The organism is Histophilus somni (assembly GCF_014202395.1).
Classification (GTDB): domain Bacteria; phylum Pseudomonadota; class Gammaproteobacteria; order Enterobacterales; family Pasteurellaceae; genus Histophilus; species Histophilus somni.
Window position 1 is genome coordinate 52,642 of sequence record NZ_JACHGQ010000002.1, and the last position, 14,404, is coordinate 67,045.

Consider the following 14,404-nt stretch of genomic DNA (forward strand, 5'->3'; position numbering starts at 1 on the left):
TTATTTTCCTACAAAGTTGTGATCTATGCACTACTTAATTGTGTTTATTTCAGGTAAAGTAAACTATCCTTTTCATAATGGAATGAAATTCATGTTAATACAGCAAAGGCTGATTTTTTTAGTTCAACGCCATTTAATTGATGAAGATATTATGACAATTACTCTTAATATCCGAAATCGTCTTGGTAAAAAATGGCGAGTAAATTTAAAAACGAAACAAGTAGACATGTTACTCATTCATTTAGCTATGGCACTAGGCAGAATAAAAAGAGGATATGTGGCTAAAGCACTAAACCCAGATTTTTTTTCAGAGATCGAAAGAGCGGTCTGTTTTACAAAAATTTTGAAATTACACCAAGAACTATTAACCTTTATTCCCTTCCCTGTTCCCAAAGAAGAACAATCTCATTTCATCGCTAATATTTATTCTCTTTCATTAGCACAACCTTGGATTTTAACACCCTAATAATGTCACGTGGGAAATGCTTTCTTTTCTATTTTTTGCCATAGAAGATTTTTCTCTTATTCTATACGAAGTATCAGATTTCTGTGGTTTGTAATAACGGCGGTTTTTCGGAAAGTTCTTACTATTTTCATTAAGTGACCCTACTGCAAATACTGTTTTTTTCGAAAATGTATTACAATAAGAAAAAAGATCCCCTAAATACTTAGGGGAAAAATCGTTTTTATGGAGTAACAAAACCCATTGCACGATAAACTTTATCTAAGGTTTCCTTTGCACGCTTACGGGCTTTTTCTGCACCTTCAGCCGCAATTTTATTTAATAATTCTTCATTGTTACGGAAATGATAGAAACGTTCTTGTAATGTAGTCAGCATAGTAGCAACCTCATCTGCCACCGCACTTTTCAAGTGTCCGTACATTTTCCCTTCAAATTCAGCTTCCAATTGGACAATAGATTTTCCTGTTACACCGGATAAAATATCTAATAAATTAGATACACCTGCTTTATTTTTTACATCATAACGCACAACAGGCGGTTCATCTGAGTCTGTTACAGCTCGCTTAATTTTCTTCACAACTGCTTTGGGATCTTCTAACAAACCAATGACATTATTACGATTTTCATCCGATTTAGACATTTTCTTCTCAGGTTCCAACAAGGACATTACTCGTGCACCTGCTTTTGGAATAAATGCTTCTGGCACAATAAAATGTTCCCCATAAAGAGCATTAAAACGTTGTGCAATATCACGTGTAATTTCTAAATGTTGACGTTGATCTTCACCAACAGGTACTTGATTTGCTTGATAAAGTAAAATATCTGCCGCCATTAAAACAGGATAGGTAAATAAACCTACATTGATATTGTCAGCATGACGTGCCGATTTATCCTTAAATTGAGTCATTCGGCTCATTTCACCAAAGTAAGTGTAGCAATTTAAAATCCATGCCAATTGGGTATGTTCAGGTATATGAGATTGAATAAAAATCGTACTTTTCTCCGGATCAATACCACAGGCTAAATAAAGAGCCAATACATCTAACGTTGCTTTACGTAAAGTGTCCGGATCTTGGCGAACTGTAATTGCATGTAAATCTACAATACAATATAAACACTCATACTCATCTTGCATGTTTACCCATTGACGCAACGCACCCAAATAGTTACCAATAGTTAATTCACCTGAGGGCTGAACACCACTTAATACAACCGGTTTTGTCATTTTTTATCCTTATTGTGTAATTTTTAAAATATCAGCAAAATCATCAAAGATCCAATCAGGTTTTGATTGTGCAATTGGAATATTATAGTTATAACCATAAGTTAACCCAACCACAGCACAACCTGCAGAATGAGCAGCAAAAATATCATTTTGCGAATCGCCAACAAAAAGAATTTGTTTCGGATACAGACCAAACTTGCCACATAAATAATAGAAAGGTGCCGGATGAGGCTTAATTTCCGGTAAAGATTGTCCCCCCAGCATTTCACTAAACAAATGATCGATCCCAAAAGCAGTTAAAATAGGCTGAACATGTTTAGTTGGTTTATTCGTCACGACTGCTAAAATGTAGCCTTGTGCTTTTAATGCTTCTAAGGTTTCTTTCACATTTGGATATAATCGACTGATATTACAAAGATTTTCGCCATAATAAAAGCCAAATTGACGTTTAAAATATTTAAACTCATCTTCCGTTAACTCTTTTTCAGCTTGTGTACAAGCCCAATCCACTGCACGTTGACTCAGAACATCAGCACCATTGCCAATCCAAGTCATCACCAAGTTTTCCGATGCTTGTGGCAAATTAACGTCTTTCAAAGCAGAGTTAATTGATAAAGCTAAATCAGGCAAACTGTTTACTAAGGTACCGTCCAAATCAAAACCAATTAATTTAAATTGTGTCATTTTGTTTCCTTCTCTCTTATTGTAGAAAGTTGCTGACGCATTTCATCAATAACTTTTTTATAATCAGGCTGATCAAAAATTGCAGATCCCGCCACAAACATATCGGCTCCAGCTTGAGCAATTTCAGCAATATTATTCACTTTTACTCCACCGTCTACCTCTAAGCGAATGTCCAAGCCACTTTCATCAATAATTTTACGAGCCTGTTTTAACTTTTCTAATGTGCTTGGAATAAAAGCTTGTCCCCCAAATCCGGGATTCACAGACATAAGCAAAATCACATCAATCTTATCCAATACATAATCTAAATAACTCAATGGTGTTGCTGGATTAAAAACAAGACCGGCCTTACAACCACAATCCCGAATCAGTTGCAAAGAACGATCGATATGTTCACTGGCTTCCGGGTGAAACGTAATATAATCAGCACCGGCTTTAGCAAAATCAGGAATAATACGATCTACCGGTTTAACCATTAAATGTACATCAATAGGTGCTTTAATTCCATAATCACGCAATGCCTTACAAATCGCAGGCCCAAAGGTTAAATTTGGTACATAATGATTATCCATCACATCAAAATGAATTACATCAGCACCGCTCTTTAGCACATTTTCTACATCTTCACCAAGACGTGCTAAATTAGCAGAAAGTATAGATGGAGCAATTAAATAAGGTGTCATTTTTATCTCTCTTTTCCTAGTCGAAAATTCCGTATTAGTGTACAACGTTATCGTCCGGTAATTAAAGGGATATTTGCTTATCTTGGCAAAGATCCCATAAAAGAGCGGTTAAATTAATAAGTTTTTTTCAATCTCTTTACAGTACGTTGTAAATTTGAACGGCTATCAAATGCACCTCGTTTAATCCGATGAGGTGTTGGCAAATCTTCGATCAATGCTTTCGCATCATATTGACTGACAGGAATACTGTGACCAATATATTCTTCAATTGCAGGCAGATTAATCGCATATTCTTCACAAGCAAAACTGATTGAAATACCGCTTTCACCCGCTCGCCCTGTTCTTCCAATACGATGTACATAATCCTCACAATCATCAGGTAAATCATAATTAAACACATGAGTCACATCCGGAATATGTAACCCTCGTGCTGCCACATCTGTCGCCACCAAAACATCTAAGGTTCCATCCGTAAATTGTTTGAGTAAAGATAAGCGTTTTTTCTGCATTACATCACCGGTCAATAATCCTACTCGATGACCATCCGCACTTAAATATCCCCATATTTCCTCACAACGATGTTTAGTATTAGAAAAAATAATGCAACGCTCTGGCCATTCTTCTTCTAATAAAGTCATCAACAATGCCATTTTATCTTGATTAGAAGGGTAAAATAACTCCTCTCTAATTCTATGCCCCGTTTTTTGTAAGGGTTCAATTTCTACATACTGTGGATCATTCATATGTTCAAAAGCAAGTTCACGAACCTTATAAGACAAAGTTGCAGAAAAAAGCATGGTTAAACGTTGTTGAGGCACCGGACATTTACGTAATAAATAACGAATATCTCTAATAAAACCTAAATCAAACATTCGATCTGCTTCATCTAACACTACCACTTGAATATAATCTAAACGAATAATTCCTTGCTTAACATAATCAATTACACGCCCTGTAGTACCAATTAAAATATCAATACCCTGATCAATTACCTTTAATTGTTTATCATAGCCCTCACCACCATAAGCTAAGCCTGTTTTCAACCCTGTTGCTTGAACCAGAAAATTCGCATCATTTGCAATTTGTACAACCAATTCTCTAGTCGGTGCCAAAATTAACGCTCTCGGTTGTTCTGAGGAATTTATATTGTTTTTTTGTAGTAAATGATGAAATGTAGCGGTTAAAAATGCGATCGTTTTTCCTGTGCCGGTTTGAGCCTGCCCAGCTATGTCTTGCCCTTTTAAGGTGATAGGTAAAGACAATGCCTGAATAGGTGTACAAAACTCAAAGCCTTTTTCTTTTATCGCTTGTTGCACGATACGATGTAAAGCAAGATCAGAAAAACGTTGTTGTGAAAGATGACTATTTTGCATAAAAATTATCAGTAAAGAATTTGGGTGATAATAACATGAACGGAAAAAATCCTCAAAAAATGTCCGCACATTTATTGATTTTTAAGTTAGATAGCTAGACAACTTAAAGATTTAATGATAAATTTGCACGCAATTTCATATTTACATTCAATTCATTTATCAATTCATTTTTATAACATTCTCAATTATTTATTATGCATTTAACAGAACTTAAAAATAAACCTGTTTCTGAACTTGTAGAATTAGGTGAAAAACAAATGGGCTTAGAAAATTTAGCTCGTTTACGCAAACAAGACATTATTTTTGCAATTTTAAAACAACATGCGAAAAGTGGAGAGGACATTTTTGGAGGAGGTATATTAGAAATTTTACCTGATGGTTTCGGTTTCTTACGTTCTGCCGATAGTTCTTACTTAGCCGGTCCTGATGACATATATGTTTCTCCAAGTCAGATTCGTCGTTTCAACCTGCAAACGGGCGACAAAATTGAAGGAAAAATTCGTCCGCCAAAAGAAGGAGAGCGTTACTTTGCCTTGCTAAAAGTTGATCGAGTCAATGACGATAAACCAGAAGTATCACGTAGTAAAATTCTCTTTGAAAACTTAACTCCACTACACGCAAATTCACGCCTCAGAATGGAGCGTGGAAATGGTTCAACGGAAGATTTGACTGCTCGTATTTTAGATTTAGCCTCCCCTATCGGTAAAGGACAACGTGGTTTAATTGTCGCTCCGCCAAAAGCAGGTAAAACCATGTTGTTACAAAATATTGCACAAAGTATTATTCATAACTATCCGGAATGTGAGTTAATTGTATTGTTGATTGATGAACGTCCGGAAGAAGTAACAGAAATGCAACGCTCAGTAAAAGGCGAAGTCATTGCTTCAACCTTTGATGAACCGGCAGCACGCCATGTTCAAGTTGCAGAAATGGTGATTGAAAAAGCAAAACGTTCCGTTGAACATAAAAAAGATGTGGTTATTTTATTAGATAGCATAACTCGCTTAGCTCGTGCTTATAATACGGTAACACCGGCTTCCGGAAAAATCTTATCAGGAGGTGTAGATGCCAATGCATTGCATCGCCCAAAACGCTTCTTTGGTGCGGCCCGTAATGTTGAGGAAGGCGGTAGTTTAACCATTATTGCCACCGCACTTGTGGATACCGGATCAAAAATGGACGAAGTGATTTTTGAAGAATTTAAAGGAACTGGGAATATGGAGTTGCATCTTTCCCGTAAAATCGCAGAAAAACGTGTATTTCCTGCTATTGACTTCAATCGTTCTGGTACAAGGAAAGAAGATCTTCTGACTACACCAGATGAATTACAAAAAATGTGGATTCTACGTAAAATTCTTAATCCAATGGGTGAAATTGAGGCAATGGAATTCTTAATTGATAAGCTAATGATGGCAAAAACCAATGAAGAATTTTTTGAAGTTATGAAACGTTCTTAAAATAAAAAATCTCATTGCGAATGAAACGAAAAAGTGCGGCTTAAAACAAACCGCACTCAACCCACTGCAGACAAAAGTAAAGTTTTTCTCCCAAATTACGATCATCTACAAATAAACTCTTCGACAGCATAAAAAAGAATAATCCCACCTTCGAAAACGCACGAAAAGGTAGGATTATTATTCTGACCTTGGGTGTCCACCAAGTCTTTTCTGAACTAGAAGATTGAAAAAATCAAAATTATTTGATTTCTACTTTCGCACCAGCTTCTTCTAATTCTTTCTTAAGTGCTTCAGCTTCTGCTTTAGAAATACCTTCTTTTAAGTTAGCCGGAGCAGATTCTACTAGGTCTTTAGCTTCTTTTAAGCCTAAACCAGTCGCACCACGTACTGCTTTAATTACAGCTACTTTATTAGCACCAGCTTCAGCTAAAACCACATCGAATTCGGTTTTTTCTTCAGCTACTTCAGCTGGACCAGCAGCTACTGCTACCGCTGCTGCCGCAGCAGAAACACCAAATTTTTCTTCCATTGCAGAAATTAATTCTACGATTTCAGTGACAGTTTTTGAAGCAATCGCTTCAATGATTTGTTCGTTAGTTAATGACATAACAATCAATTCCTAAAGTAAATAAATTAAACGAGTTAAGAAAGGCTTTAATTAAGCCGCTTCTTGTAATTTGTCGCGGTATGCCGCAAGAGTGCGAGCAAGTTTGCCTGCCGCTGCTTCTTTCATAGTACCCATTAAACGTGCAATTGCTTCTTCGTAAGTCGGTAATGTTGCTAAGAACTCAACATTTTGGATCTTACCTTCAAAGGCTGCACCTTTAATTTCAAACTTATCGTTAGCTTTAGCAAAATCCTTGAACAAACGTGCAGCCGCACCTGGATGCTCATTAGAAAATGCGATAAGTGTTGGACCTACAAACGTATCTGTTAAGCACTCAAAATCTGTGCCTTCTACTGCACGACGTAATAAAGTATTACGTACAACACGCATAGAAACGCCAGCTTCACGAGCTGCTTTACGTAACTCAGTCATTTTATCAACAGTAACACCACGAGAATCCGCAATAACTGCCGATAGGGCACCTTTGGCTGCTTCATTTACTTCAGCAACAATTGCTTGTTTGTCTTGAAGATTTAATGCCATTGGCTTTTAGCTCCTGAATACACTCCGATTGATCGGAATTATAAAACTTCTCAAAAAAACACCGCACTTTTGCAGTCTTCTCTGAGGCTAAGGTGCACAGAAGCAAGAAAAATTCTTATTCTGTATCACCATCTACGTAGGATTATTAAGAAATATTCTTTCCCCTACGGTCTTGGACGGGGCTTGAGAGGTCAAGCACCAACCAGAAATTATGCCATAAGGCAAAATAGAGGCGTGCATTATATATACAAAATACGCCTCTGTAAAGGTTTGGCTATATTAATTATAAGCTACTTTGATCAACAGCAACGCCCGCACCTTGAGTAGTAGAAACACTTACTTTTCTAATAAAGATACCTTTTGCTGTCGCAGGCTTCGCCTTAGTCAAGGCAGCTAATAATGCTTGCAAGTTTTCTTTTAATTGTTCAGCAGAGAAATTTGCTTTACCGATTGTAGTATGAATAATACCGTTTTTATCATTGCGGTAACGGATTTGACCGGACTTAGCATTTTTAACCGCTTCAGCAACGTTTGGTGTAACGGTACCAACTTTAGGATTTGGCATTAAGCCTCTAGGCCCTAAAATTTGACCTAGTTGACCAACAACACGCATTGCATCAGGGGAAGCAATAACAACATCAAAGTTCATTTCACCCTTTTTGATTTGCTCTGCTAAATCTTCCATTCCTACTAAATCAGCACCAGCTGCTTTAGCCGCATCAACATTAGCACCTTGAGTAAACACAGCAACACGTACTGAACGACCTGTACCATGTGGTAACACGGTTGCACCACGTACATTTTGATCTGATTTACGTGCATCAATACCTAAATTGACTGCAACGTCAACGCTTTCAACGAATTTTGTTGAAGTGAATTGTTTCAACACCGTAATAGCTTCATTGATTTCATATTGTTTTGTTGAATCAACACCGGCTTTGATTGCTTTCATACGCTTAGTAAGTTTAGCCATTAGATTAACCCTCCACTACTAAACCCATTGAACGTGCTGTACCTTCAATAGATTTCATTTTAGTTTCAATTGTTGCACCGGTCATATCGGCTGCTTTAGTTTCAGCAATTTGACGGATTTGATCTAAAGTGACTTTACCTACTTTATCTTTATTAGGTTTACTAGAACCAGATTTAATTCCAGCAGCTTTTTTCAATAATACCGCTGCCGGCGGAGTTTTAGTCACAAATGTAAAAGAGCGGTCTGCATAAACAGTAATAACGACAGGAATCGGTAAACCTTTCTCTAGACTCTCAGTACGAGCATTAAATGCTTTACAGAATTCCATGATGTTCACACCTTGTTGACCTAATGCTGGACCAACAGGTGGTGATGGGTTAGCCATACCTGCTGCGACTTGCAACTTAACGTATGCTTGGACTTTTTTTGCCATTTTTAATTTCCTCTTTGCGGGTAATAACGCCGTTTCAGCTCCCCATTTCATACAAGCACAATGTGCCACACAAAAATATGACCCTGTCAAAGGGTCATAAGTGAATACGGATTATACTGATTTCATGTGTAATTTTCAAGTATCATTACTATTGATTATTTTGAACATAATCAATTGCTGATTGAACTGTTGTAATTTTCTCAGCTTCTTCATCCGGAATTTCAATATCAAATTCTTCCTCTAAGGCCATTACTAATTCAACTGTATCCAAAGAATCTGCACCTAAATCTTCAATAAATGAAGCTTCAGGCTTAACATCATCTTCTTTAACACCTAATTGTTCAACAATGATTTTTTTTACACGTTCTTCAATGCTCATTTTGCTTTTTTCCTATTAATGGTTAGCGATAAGATATAATAGTGTATGTATTTTTTATGAAGTTTCAAGCTGTTTTTACTTTTACAAGGTCAAACCACAATGATACCTGTCTCAGTACACAAACATAAATACGTTATGTTAACCTGTAGAATGCAACAGCCAACGTAACTCGATTGTTTCAATAGCTACATTACCACAGTCAGGATTTTAACATTACGCCTTATCTTTGGCTAGCCTGAAATCCCTCTTTCTACTAAGGTAAATACATTCCACCGTTAACATGTAATGTAGTACCTGTAATATATGACGCGTCCTCCGATGCCAAAAATGCAACAGCTTTCGCAATATCTTTTGGCTGTCCCAAACGACCTGTCGGCACATTTGTCAGAATATTTGCTTTTTGCTCGTCAGTTAACACATCCGTCATATCTGTTGCAATGAAACCTGGAGCTACAACATTCACAGTTACTCCTCTTGCTGCAACTTCTTTTGCTAACGATTTTGTAAAGCCAATAACACCCGCTTTTGCCGCACAATAGTTAGTTTGACCGGGATTTCCCATTGAGCCAACTACTGAACCAATATTAATAATGCGTCCACCTTTTTTCATCATCGGACGTAATACAGCTTTAGATAAACGATAGATAGACGTTAAATTAGTTTGCATAATATCAAACCAGTCATCATCTTTCATACGCATTAATAAACCATCACGGGTAATTCCTGCATTATTCACTAGAATCTCAACATCACCCACTTCAGCTTTAATGGCACTCAATACAGCATCTATTGAATCTTGATCTGCGACATTTAATACCAAACCTTTACCCTGTTTGCCTAAATAAGCAGAAATACTTTCCGCTCCTTTTTCGCTTGTTGCAGTACCAATAACAAAAGCCCCCTTGCTCGCTAATTCTTCTGCTATTGCACGTCCAATCCCACGTGTAGCACCTGTTACTAATGCTATTTTTCCTTGCATCATCTACTCCTCAATAAAATAGGCTGTTTAGTATCAGCCTCTGTTGTCATAAATTAATCTAAGCTTTCTTCCACTGTATTCAATGAAGATAAATCATTGACTGCTTTAGCATTCAACTCTTTAACAATACGACTAGTTAATCCAGTGAGCACCTTATTAGGTCCCATCTCAAATAAAAGTTCAATTCCCTCTCTTGCCATATTCTCAACTATTTCAGTCCAACGTACAGGACTATAAAGCTGACGCACAAGTGCGGTACGAATCTTAGTGGTTTCATTTTCTGCTTTCACATCAACATTATTAATAACCGGAATTTGTGGGATGCTAAACGTCATTTTTTCTAACGCTACTGCCAATTCTTCTGCTGCTGGTTTCATTAATGCACAGTGAGAAGGCACGCTGACTGCTAACGGCAACGCACGTTTTGCTCCCGCCTCTTTACAAGCAACAGCAGCACGTTCTACTGCGACTTTTGCTCCTGCAATCACCACTTGTCCCGGTGAATTAAAGTTTACCGCTGACACAATCTCACCTTGTTCAGACGCTTTGCAAGCTTGAACAATGCTTTCATTATCTAAACCTATAATTGCGTACATGGCACCTGTTCCTTCCGGAACTGCTTGTTGCATTAACTTACCACGAAGTTGTACCAACTTAATTCCATCTTGGAAATCAATTACACCGGCACATACTAGAGCGGAATATTCACCTAAACTATGTCCTGCCATCACTTCAGGTTTTAGGTGAGGATATTTTTGTTGCCATACACGATAAATTGCCACGGAAGCAGCTAAAAGTGCGGGTTGTGTTTGCCACGTTTTATTCAATTCTTCTGCAGGACCTTGTTGCACTAACTGCCATAAATCATAACCCAAAACGGAGGAAGCTTGCTGAAAAGTTTCTTCAACAATCGGATATTCTGCAGCCAATTCAGCCAGCATTCCCACTGCTTGTGAGCCTTGTCCAGGGAAAACCATTGCAAATTTTTTCATTTTTATTTCCTACTAAATAAGTATATTCAATTTTTGTTAAAATTTAGAAACGAACCAACGCAGAACCCCAAGTCCAACCACCACCAAATGCTTCTAATAATAATAATTGACCACGCTTAATACGCCCGTCACGTACAGCTTCATCCAATGCTACAGGCACTGTCGCCGCACTTGTATTACCGTACTTGTCTAAAGTAATTACCACTTGATCTAAAGACATATTCAATTTTTCAGCAGTTGCCGTGATAATACGTAAGTTTGCTTGATGAGGTACCAACCAATCTAAATCAGCTTTGTCTAAGTGATTATCACGTAAAGTTTCTTCTACTACATTAGATAATTCTCGTACTGCAAGTTTAAAAGTTGCATTCCCTTGCATTTGAATATAACCGGATTGTGCTTCACCATGTTGAGTTTGAGGAAGAATTAAGGCGTTACTTTTATCTAAAGAAGCATGTAAATGAGTAGAAATAATCCCTTCAATATCGCTGCTTTCCAAGATCACGGCACCAGCACCGTCACCAAATAAAATAACAGTGCTACGATCCGTTTCATCTAACTTACGAGAATTAATATCTGCACCAATCACTAAAGCTTTTTTTACTTTACCTGTTTTAATGAATTGATCTGCAACACTTAAAGCATAGATAAACCCCGTGCAAGCTGCCGCCAAATCGAAAGAAATTGCATCATCAATGTCCAACATACCTTGAATTTGGCATGCAGCACTTGGATAAGCATAGGAGTGGCTGGTAGTCGCAACCAAAACCAAATCGATATCGTTAGGGCAAATATTGGCTAACTGAAGTGCATTTTTAGCGGCCTCAAATCCCATTGTGGCAACTGTTTCATTTTCACCGGCGATACGACGCTCTTTTATACCGGAACGAGTAGTAATCCATTCATCAGATGTCTCTACCATTTTTTCTAAATCAGCATTAGTCCTGATATTAGCCGGTATATAACTACCGGTTGCTAAAATTCTACTGTACATAATTATCTCATCAAGTTACGTCTTAATTTTATTCAAACCGGCAAGATTTTCTTTAACCTTTCTTTGAAGATTGTAATGCCATATCTCGAATAGCTTTATATTCTTTATATTCTTTGGTTTCCTCAATACCTATATTTAACAAAGCTGCATATAGATAAAATAAACCTAGCTGGTATTCTACAAAAATGTGAACTAAGGTATGAACTAAACCCTGATTATTTTCAATCACATGAGAGCAATGACAGACGGCTAAATAATTTTGACTATCGATTGGAAAACGTTGACGTAGAGGAAAATTTTGTTGGTTATTAGCAAACAACAAAGACAGCATTGGATGCTTACCCAACGCTTTTACCAATTCGCAGATAGTAATACGGGGACTCATGTCCCCGCCCATCATATCTAACACAACAGTTAGATGACTCAAGTGATTACCTTAAACAATCAACGATTATTTATTGATCACTTTACGACCACGATAATAACCATCTGCGGTTACATGGTGGCGTAAATGAGTTTCTCCGCTTGTTTTGTCAACCGATACAGCTGCAGTGGTTAACGCATCATGTGAACGACGCATATCACGACGTGAACGAGATTTTTTATTTTGTTGAACAGCCATTGGCTATACTCCTAAATTTACTTTTTCTTTAAACTAGCTAATACAGCGAACGGGTTCGGTTTTTTTGCCAGCTCTTCCGGCAATTCGCCAAAAACCTGTTCAGCCACGGACACTTCACAGTGTTCAGATGAATGCATCGGAACAATTGGAAGAGCAACAATCAGTTCATCTTCAACCGTTCCAATTAAATCTATTTCCCCGAATTCATTTAATTCTATCGGTTCATAAATCTCTGGCAATTCATTGATCTTACCCAAATCAGACACTGGACTATAAGAAAACTCACATTCCAATGATTGACTGAAAGGACAACCACAACGTTGACATTCTAATTCCACATCAACACTCGCTCTTCCTTTCATTACAGTCAATTTTTGCGGATCAACGAAAAACGATAATGTTACCTGCACATCGCTGAGCACTTTGACTACTGACTCCGCTAAACGAGTAACTTGATTGGACACATAACAACCTTGATAATCCAATCTACGCTGTGCATCTTTAATCGGGTCAACAGTTAGGGGTAGTTTTACCTTTTGCATAGGGCGTGAATATTACCTTTTGATTGTCAATTAGTCAAAGGAAATTATCAAATTTTATGCGAAAATTCAGAATTTACTGTAAGCTAAAGTAACCATAATGGCAAAACAAATTTCTCTTCAAGACAGCGTTTATCTCTATCCTCCAAATTTCGATCTATTTTATCTTGAGTTTGAAAGAGCATAGAAATAAGACAATACACATTTCGTTGATTTCAATATGTTACGTTTAATTCTCAAAACGCCCTTTTTTAACTTGCCATAAGCCTAATAAGATCCCACATAATAAACCACTAATATGAGCACTGTTGCCCATATAAATACCTACAAGCGGACTAATAAAACCTAAGGCGATCCCCATAATTAACATCAAGAAAAAACCTGATGGTAAAGCAAATTTAGCATAATGAAATTTATCTAAAATAAATACATAACCCAATACCGCATAAACTACACCAGATAACCCGAAGAAACGATAATCAGAGAAATAATTTTGCACGACTCCGGTCAAAATAGATGAAACAAAAAAGAGCAACAGTAATTTTTTTGCATTCAGCTGTCGTTCAATTGCCCCGCCAAATAACCAAAACCAACTTAGATTAAATAAAAAATGTAGTGGCGAGAGATGCACTAAACTATGCGAAATATAACGCCAAATTTCTGTTTGTTGTGCCGGATTTGCTGGATAATGAGCAAAATAGAAAATACCTTGCTCAAATCCCAAGTTCTGTAAAACGTAAATTAGAGTGCAAAGTGCGGTAATAAATAAAGTTATTTTACCTTGTTGGAACCATTTCGATGAGATTTTCCAAATAGCCACCCATGATGTTTTTTTGTACTGAATGGAATGTGTATCGCCGGCTTCCCAAGCTGCCTGCTGATAACAAGGGTTAAAAGGATCCTGCAGAAAAAGTATTTTCTCTTGTTCAAGCTGTGTCAATAATGGATGATTTTCTTCGATAAAAACACCACGCACCGACCGATTATATTTTTCATCAATATAGTTTTGAATGGTCAATTCAAGCAAATACTTAGCTCGGATATAATCACGAAACCAAATAATAAAATTCTCTCTTTCACTACCAAATAATAGTTTCATTTGCTATATTCCTGTTCTCTTGTATATATTATCGAGGATAAAAATGAAAAAACAAAACATGCCAACCGGATTTAGTAGATTTTCTTGGGCACTCGTTGGGTTTTGCCTACCTGTTTTGCTTTGGCCATTAGCTCTCTTAATCTCACCTAATTTCATTAAAAATCCAAATTTGGATGATTTTCAAATGAGATGGATGTCAATTTTCTTTTGGGCTTATCCTTTTATTTTAGGCATTATTGCTCGTTATTCATTTAAATTAAATCAACGTAACAGTAAGCTGGCAAAATATGTTTTGCTACTAAGTACGGTGATTTTTTATAGTGTTTTGATCTATGTTTGTGCGGTTGGATTAAACTAAG

General features: G+C 37.0%; 19 protein-coding genes. 3 read left to right on the forward strand and 16 right to left on the reverse strand.

What is annotated here, in order from left to right; all coding sequences use genetic code 11:
* Window positions 1-25: 25 nt before the first annotated feature.
* Window positions 26-466, forward strand: coding sequence for a PRD domain-containing protein (locus tag HNR69_RS01385; protein ID WP_081376356.1), 441 nt, complete (start codon window positions 26-28; stop codon window positions 464-466).
* Window positions 467-686: 220 nt separating this feature from the next.
* Here the strand turns inward: HNR69_RS01385 and trpS are convergent, their stop codons facing one another.
* From trpS to rhlB, 4 genes are all read right to left on the reverse strand, one after another.
* Window positions 687-1,688 (reverse strand): tryptophan--tRNA ligase, encoded by a 1,002-nt coding sequence (gene trpS, locus HNR69_RS01390; RefSeq protein WP_012341280.1) that lies wholly within the window; start codon window positions 1,686-1,688, stop codon window positions 687-689.
* A 9-nt stretch (window positions 1,689-1,697) separates the two neighbouring features.
* The gene (locus HNR69_RS01395) at window positions 1,698-2,372 is read right to left on the reverse strand and encodes a phosphoglycolate phosphatase (RefSeq protein ID WP_012341271.1); all 675 of its coding nucleotides are present in this window, start codon (window positions 2,370-2,372) and stop codon (window positions 1,698-1,700) included.
* A complete protein-coding gene (rpe, locus tag HNR69_RS01400; RefSeq protein WP_011608328.1) occupies window positions 2,369-3,055 on the reverse strand; it encodes a ribulose-phosphate 3-epimerase in 687 nt (228 codons plus the stop codon). The genes HNR69_RS01395 and rpe overlap by 4 nt, the downstream gene beginning before the upstream one ends.
* Before the next feature lie 113 nt (window positions 3,056-3,168).
* Complete coding sequence (gene rhlB / locus HNR69_RS01405) at window positions 3,169-4,428, reverse strand: ATP-dependent RNA helicase RhlB (RefSeq protein WP_075293523.1); 1,260 nt, start codon at window positions 4,426-4,428, stop codon at window positions 3,169-3,171.
* 194 nt (window positions 4,429-4,622) lie between these two features.
* Between rhlB and rho the strand changes: the two genes are divergently transcribed.
* A complete protein-coding gene (gene rho / locus HNR69_RS01410) occupies window positions 4,623-5,885 on the forward strand; it encodes a transcription termination factor Rho (protein ID WP_041603960.1) in 1,263 nt (420 codons plus the stop codon).
* Window positions 5,886-6,123: 238 nt separating this feature from the next.
* Here rho and rplL read toward each other — a convergent pair whose 3' ends face one another.
* The 12 genes from rplL to HNR69_RS01470 all read right to left on the reverse strand — a co-directional run bounded on the left by rplL (window position 6,124) and on the right by HNR69_RS01470 (window position 14,045).
* On the reverse strand, window positions 6,124-6,492 hold the full coding sequence (rplL, locus tag HNR69_RS01415) for a 50S ribosomal protein L7/L12 (protein WP_011608325.1): 369 nt from the start codon (window positions 6,490-6,492) through the stop codon (window positions 6,124-6,126).
* A 51-nt stretch (window positions 6,493-6,543) separates the two neighbouring features.
* Window positions 6,544-7,035, reverse strand: a complete 492-nt coding sequence (gene rplJ, locus HNR69_RS01420) for a 50S ribosomal protein L10 (protein ID WP_012341232.1) — start codon at window positions 7,033-7,035, stop codon at window positions 6,544-6,546.
* A gap of 283 nt (window positions 7,036-7,318) precedes the next feature.
* Window positions 7,319-8,008, reverse strand: coding sequence for a 50S ribosomal protein L1 (rplA, locus tag HNR69_RS01425; RefSeq protein ID WP_011608323.1), 690 nt, complete (start codon window positions 8,006-8,008; stop codon window positions 7,319-7,321).
* 4 nt (window positions 8,009-8,012) lie between these two features.
* Entirely contained in the window at window positions 8,013-8,441 is a 429-nt protein-coding gene (gene rplK, locus HNR69_RS01430) for a 50S ribosomal protein L11 (RefSeq protein ID WP_011608322.1), read from the reverse strand.
* Window positions 8,442-8,589: 148 nt separating this feature from the next.
* The gene (gene acpP, locus HNR69_RS01435; protein WP_011608321.1) at window positions 8,590-8,820 is read right to left on the reverse strand and encodes an acyl carrier protein; all 231 of its coding nucleotides are present in this window, start codon (window positions 8,818-8,820) and stop codon (window positions 8,590-8,592) included.
* Window positions 8,821-9,073: 253 nt separating this feature from the next.
* On the reverse strand, window positions 9,074-9,799 hold the full coding sequence (fabG, locus tag HNR69_RS01440) for a 3-oxoacyl-ACP reductase FabG (RefSeq protein WP_075293524.1): 726 nt from the start codon (window positions 9,797-9,799) through the stop codon (window positions 9,074-9,076).
* Window positions 9,800-9,852: 53 nt separating this feature from the next.
* Window positions 9,853-10,791, reverse strand: a complete 939-nt coding sequence (gene fabD, locus HNR69_RS01445; protein WP_011608319.1) for an ACP S-malonyltransferase — start codon at window positions 10,789-10,791, stop codon at window positions 9,853-9,855.
* Between the two features lie 43 nt (window positions 10,792-10,834).
* On the reverse strand, window positions 10,835-11,785 hold the full coding sequence (locus tag HNR69_RS01450; protein WP_075293525.1) for a beta-ketoacyl-ACP synthase III: 951 nt from the start codon (window positions 11,783-11,785) through the stop codon (window positions 10,835-10,837).
* Window positions 11,786-11,837: 52 nt separating this feature from the next.
* Window positions 11,838-12,170 carry a fatty acid synthesis protein gene (locus HNR69_RS01455; RefSeq protein ID WP_041605190.1) on the reverse strand — a complete coding sequence of 111 codons (333 nt, stop codon included), beginning with the start codon at window positions 12,168-12,170 and terminating at the stop codon, window positions 11,838-11,840.
* Window positions 12,171-12,236: 66 nt separating this feature from the next.
* The gene (gene rpmF / locus HNR69_RS01460; protein WP_011608316.1) at window positions 12,237-12,407 is read right to left on the reverse strand and encodes a 50S ribosomal protein L32; all 171 of its coding nucleotides are present in this window, start codon (window positions 12,405-12,407) and stop codon (window positions 12,237-12,239) included.
* A 17-nt stretch (window positions 12,408-12,424) separates the two neighbouring features.
* On the reverse strand, window positions 12,425-12,949 hold the full coding sequence (gene yceD, locus HNR69_RS01465; RefSeq protein ID WP_012341157.1) for a 23S rRNA accumulation protein YceD: 525 nt from the start codon (window positions 12,947-12,949) through the stop codon (window positions 12,425-12,427).
* A 226-nt stretch (window positions 12,950-13,175) separates the two neighbouring features.
* The gene (locus HNR69_RS01470) at window positions 13,176-14,045 is read right to left on the reverse strand and encodes a rhomboid family intramembrane serine protease (protein ID WP_075293526.1); all 870 of its coding nucleotides are present in this window, start codon (window positions 14,043-14,045) and stop codon (window positions 13,176-13,178) included.
* Window positions 14,046-14,088: 43 nt separating this feature from the next.
* Here HNR69_RS01470 and HNR69_RS01475 point away from each other — a divergent pair, with 43 nt between their 5' ends.
* Entirely contained in the window at window positions 14,089-14,403 is a 315-nt protein-coding gene (locus HNR69_RS01475; protein WP_075293527.1) for a DUF5389 domain-containing protein, read from the forward strand.
* The last annotated feature ends 1 nt before the right edge of the window (window position 14,404 follow it).

Excerpts from the sequence above, each read along its gene's own strand:
- HNR69_RS01450 (WP_075293525.1), bottom strand. The coding sequence starts at position 11,785 with ATGTACAGTAGAATTTTAGCAACCGGTAGTTATATACCGGCTAATATC.
- rplL (WP_011608325.1), bottom strand. The coding sequence starts at position 6,492 with ATGTCATTAACTAACGAACAAATCATTGAAGCGATTGCTTCAAAAACT.
- rplA (WP_011608323.1), bottom strand. The coding sequence starts at position 8,008 with ATGGCTAAACTTACTAAGCGTATGAAAGCAATCAAAGCCGGTGTTGAT.
- rho (WP_041603960.1), top strand. The coding sequence starts at position 4,623 with ATGCATTTAACAGAACTTAAAAATAAACCTGTTTCTGAACTTGTAGAA.
- trpS (WP_012341280.1), bottom strand. The coding sequence starts at position 1,688 with ATGACAAAACCGGTTGTATTAAGTGGTGTTCAGCCCTCAGGTGAATTA.
- fabD (WP_011608319.1), bottom strand. The coding sequence starts at position 10,791 with ATGAAAAAATTTGCAATGGTTTTCCCTGGACAAGGCTCACAAGCAGTG.
- yceD (WP_012341157.1), bottom strand. The coding sequence starts at position 12,949 with ATGCAAAAGGTAAAACTACCCCTAACTGTTGACCCGATTAAAGATGCA.
- fabG (WP_075293524.1), bottom strand. The coding sequence starts at position 9,799 with ATGCAAGGAAAAATAGCATTAGTAACAGGTGCTACACGTGGGATTGGA.
- HNR69_RS01475 (WP_075293527.1), top strand. The coding sequence starts at position 14,089 with ATGAAAAAACAAAACATGCCAACCGGATTTAGTAGATTTTCTTGGGCA.
- acpP (WP_011608321.1), bottom strand. The coding sequence starts at position 8,820 with ATGAGCATTGAAGAACGTGTAAAAAAAATCATTGTTGAACAATTAGGT.
- rhlB (WP_075293523.1), bottom strand. The coding sequence starts at position 4,428 with ATGCAAAATAGTCATCTTTCACAACAACGTTTTTCTGATCTTGCTTTA.
- rplK (WP_011608322.1), bottom strand. The coding sequence starts at position 8,441 with ATGGCAAAAAAAGTCCAAGCATACGTTAAGTTGCAAGTCGCAGCAGGT.
- HNR69_RS01395 (WP_012341271.1), bottom strand. The coding sequence starts at position 2,372 with ATGACACAATTTAAATTAATTGGTTTTGATTTGGACGGTACCTTAGTA.
- rpe (WP_011608328.1), bottom strand. The coding sequence starts at position 3,055 with ATGACACCTTATTTAATTGCTCCATCTATACTTTCTGCTAATTTAGCA.
- HNR69_RS01455 (WP_041605190.1), bottom strand. The coding sequence starts at position 12,170 with ATGAGTCCCCGTATTACTATCTGCGAATTGGTAAAAGCGTTGGGTAAG.
- HNR69_RS01470 (WP_075293526.1), bottom strand. The coding sequence starts at position 14,045 with ATGAAACTATTATTTGGTAGTGAAAGAGAGAATTTTATTATTTGGTTT.
- HNR69_RS01385 (WP_081376356.1), top strand. The coding sequence starts at position 26 with ATGCACTACTTAATTGTGTTTATTTCAGGTAAAGTAAACTATCCTTTT.
- rplJ (WP_012341232.1), bottom strand. The coding sequence starts at position 7,035 with ATGGCATTAAATCTTCAAGACAAACAAGCAATTGTTGCTGAAGTAAAT.
- rpmF (WP_011608316.1), bottom strand. The coding sequence starts at position 12,407 with ATGGCTGTTCAACAAAATAAAAAATCTCGTTCACGTCGTGATATGCGT.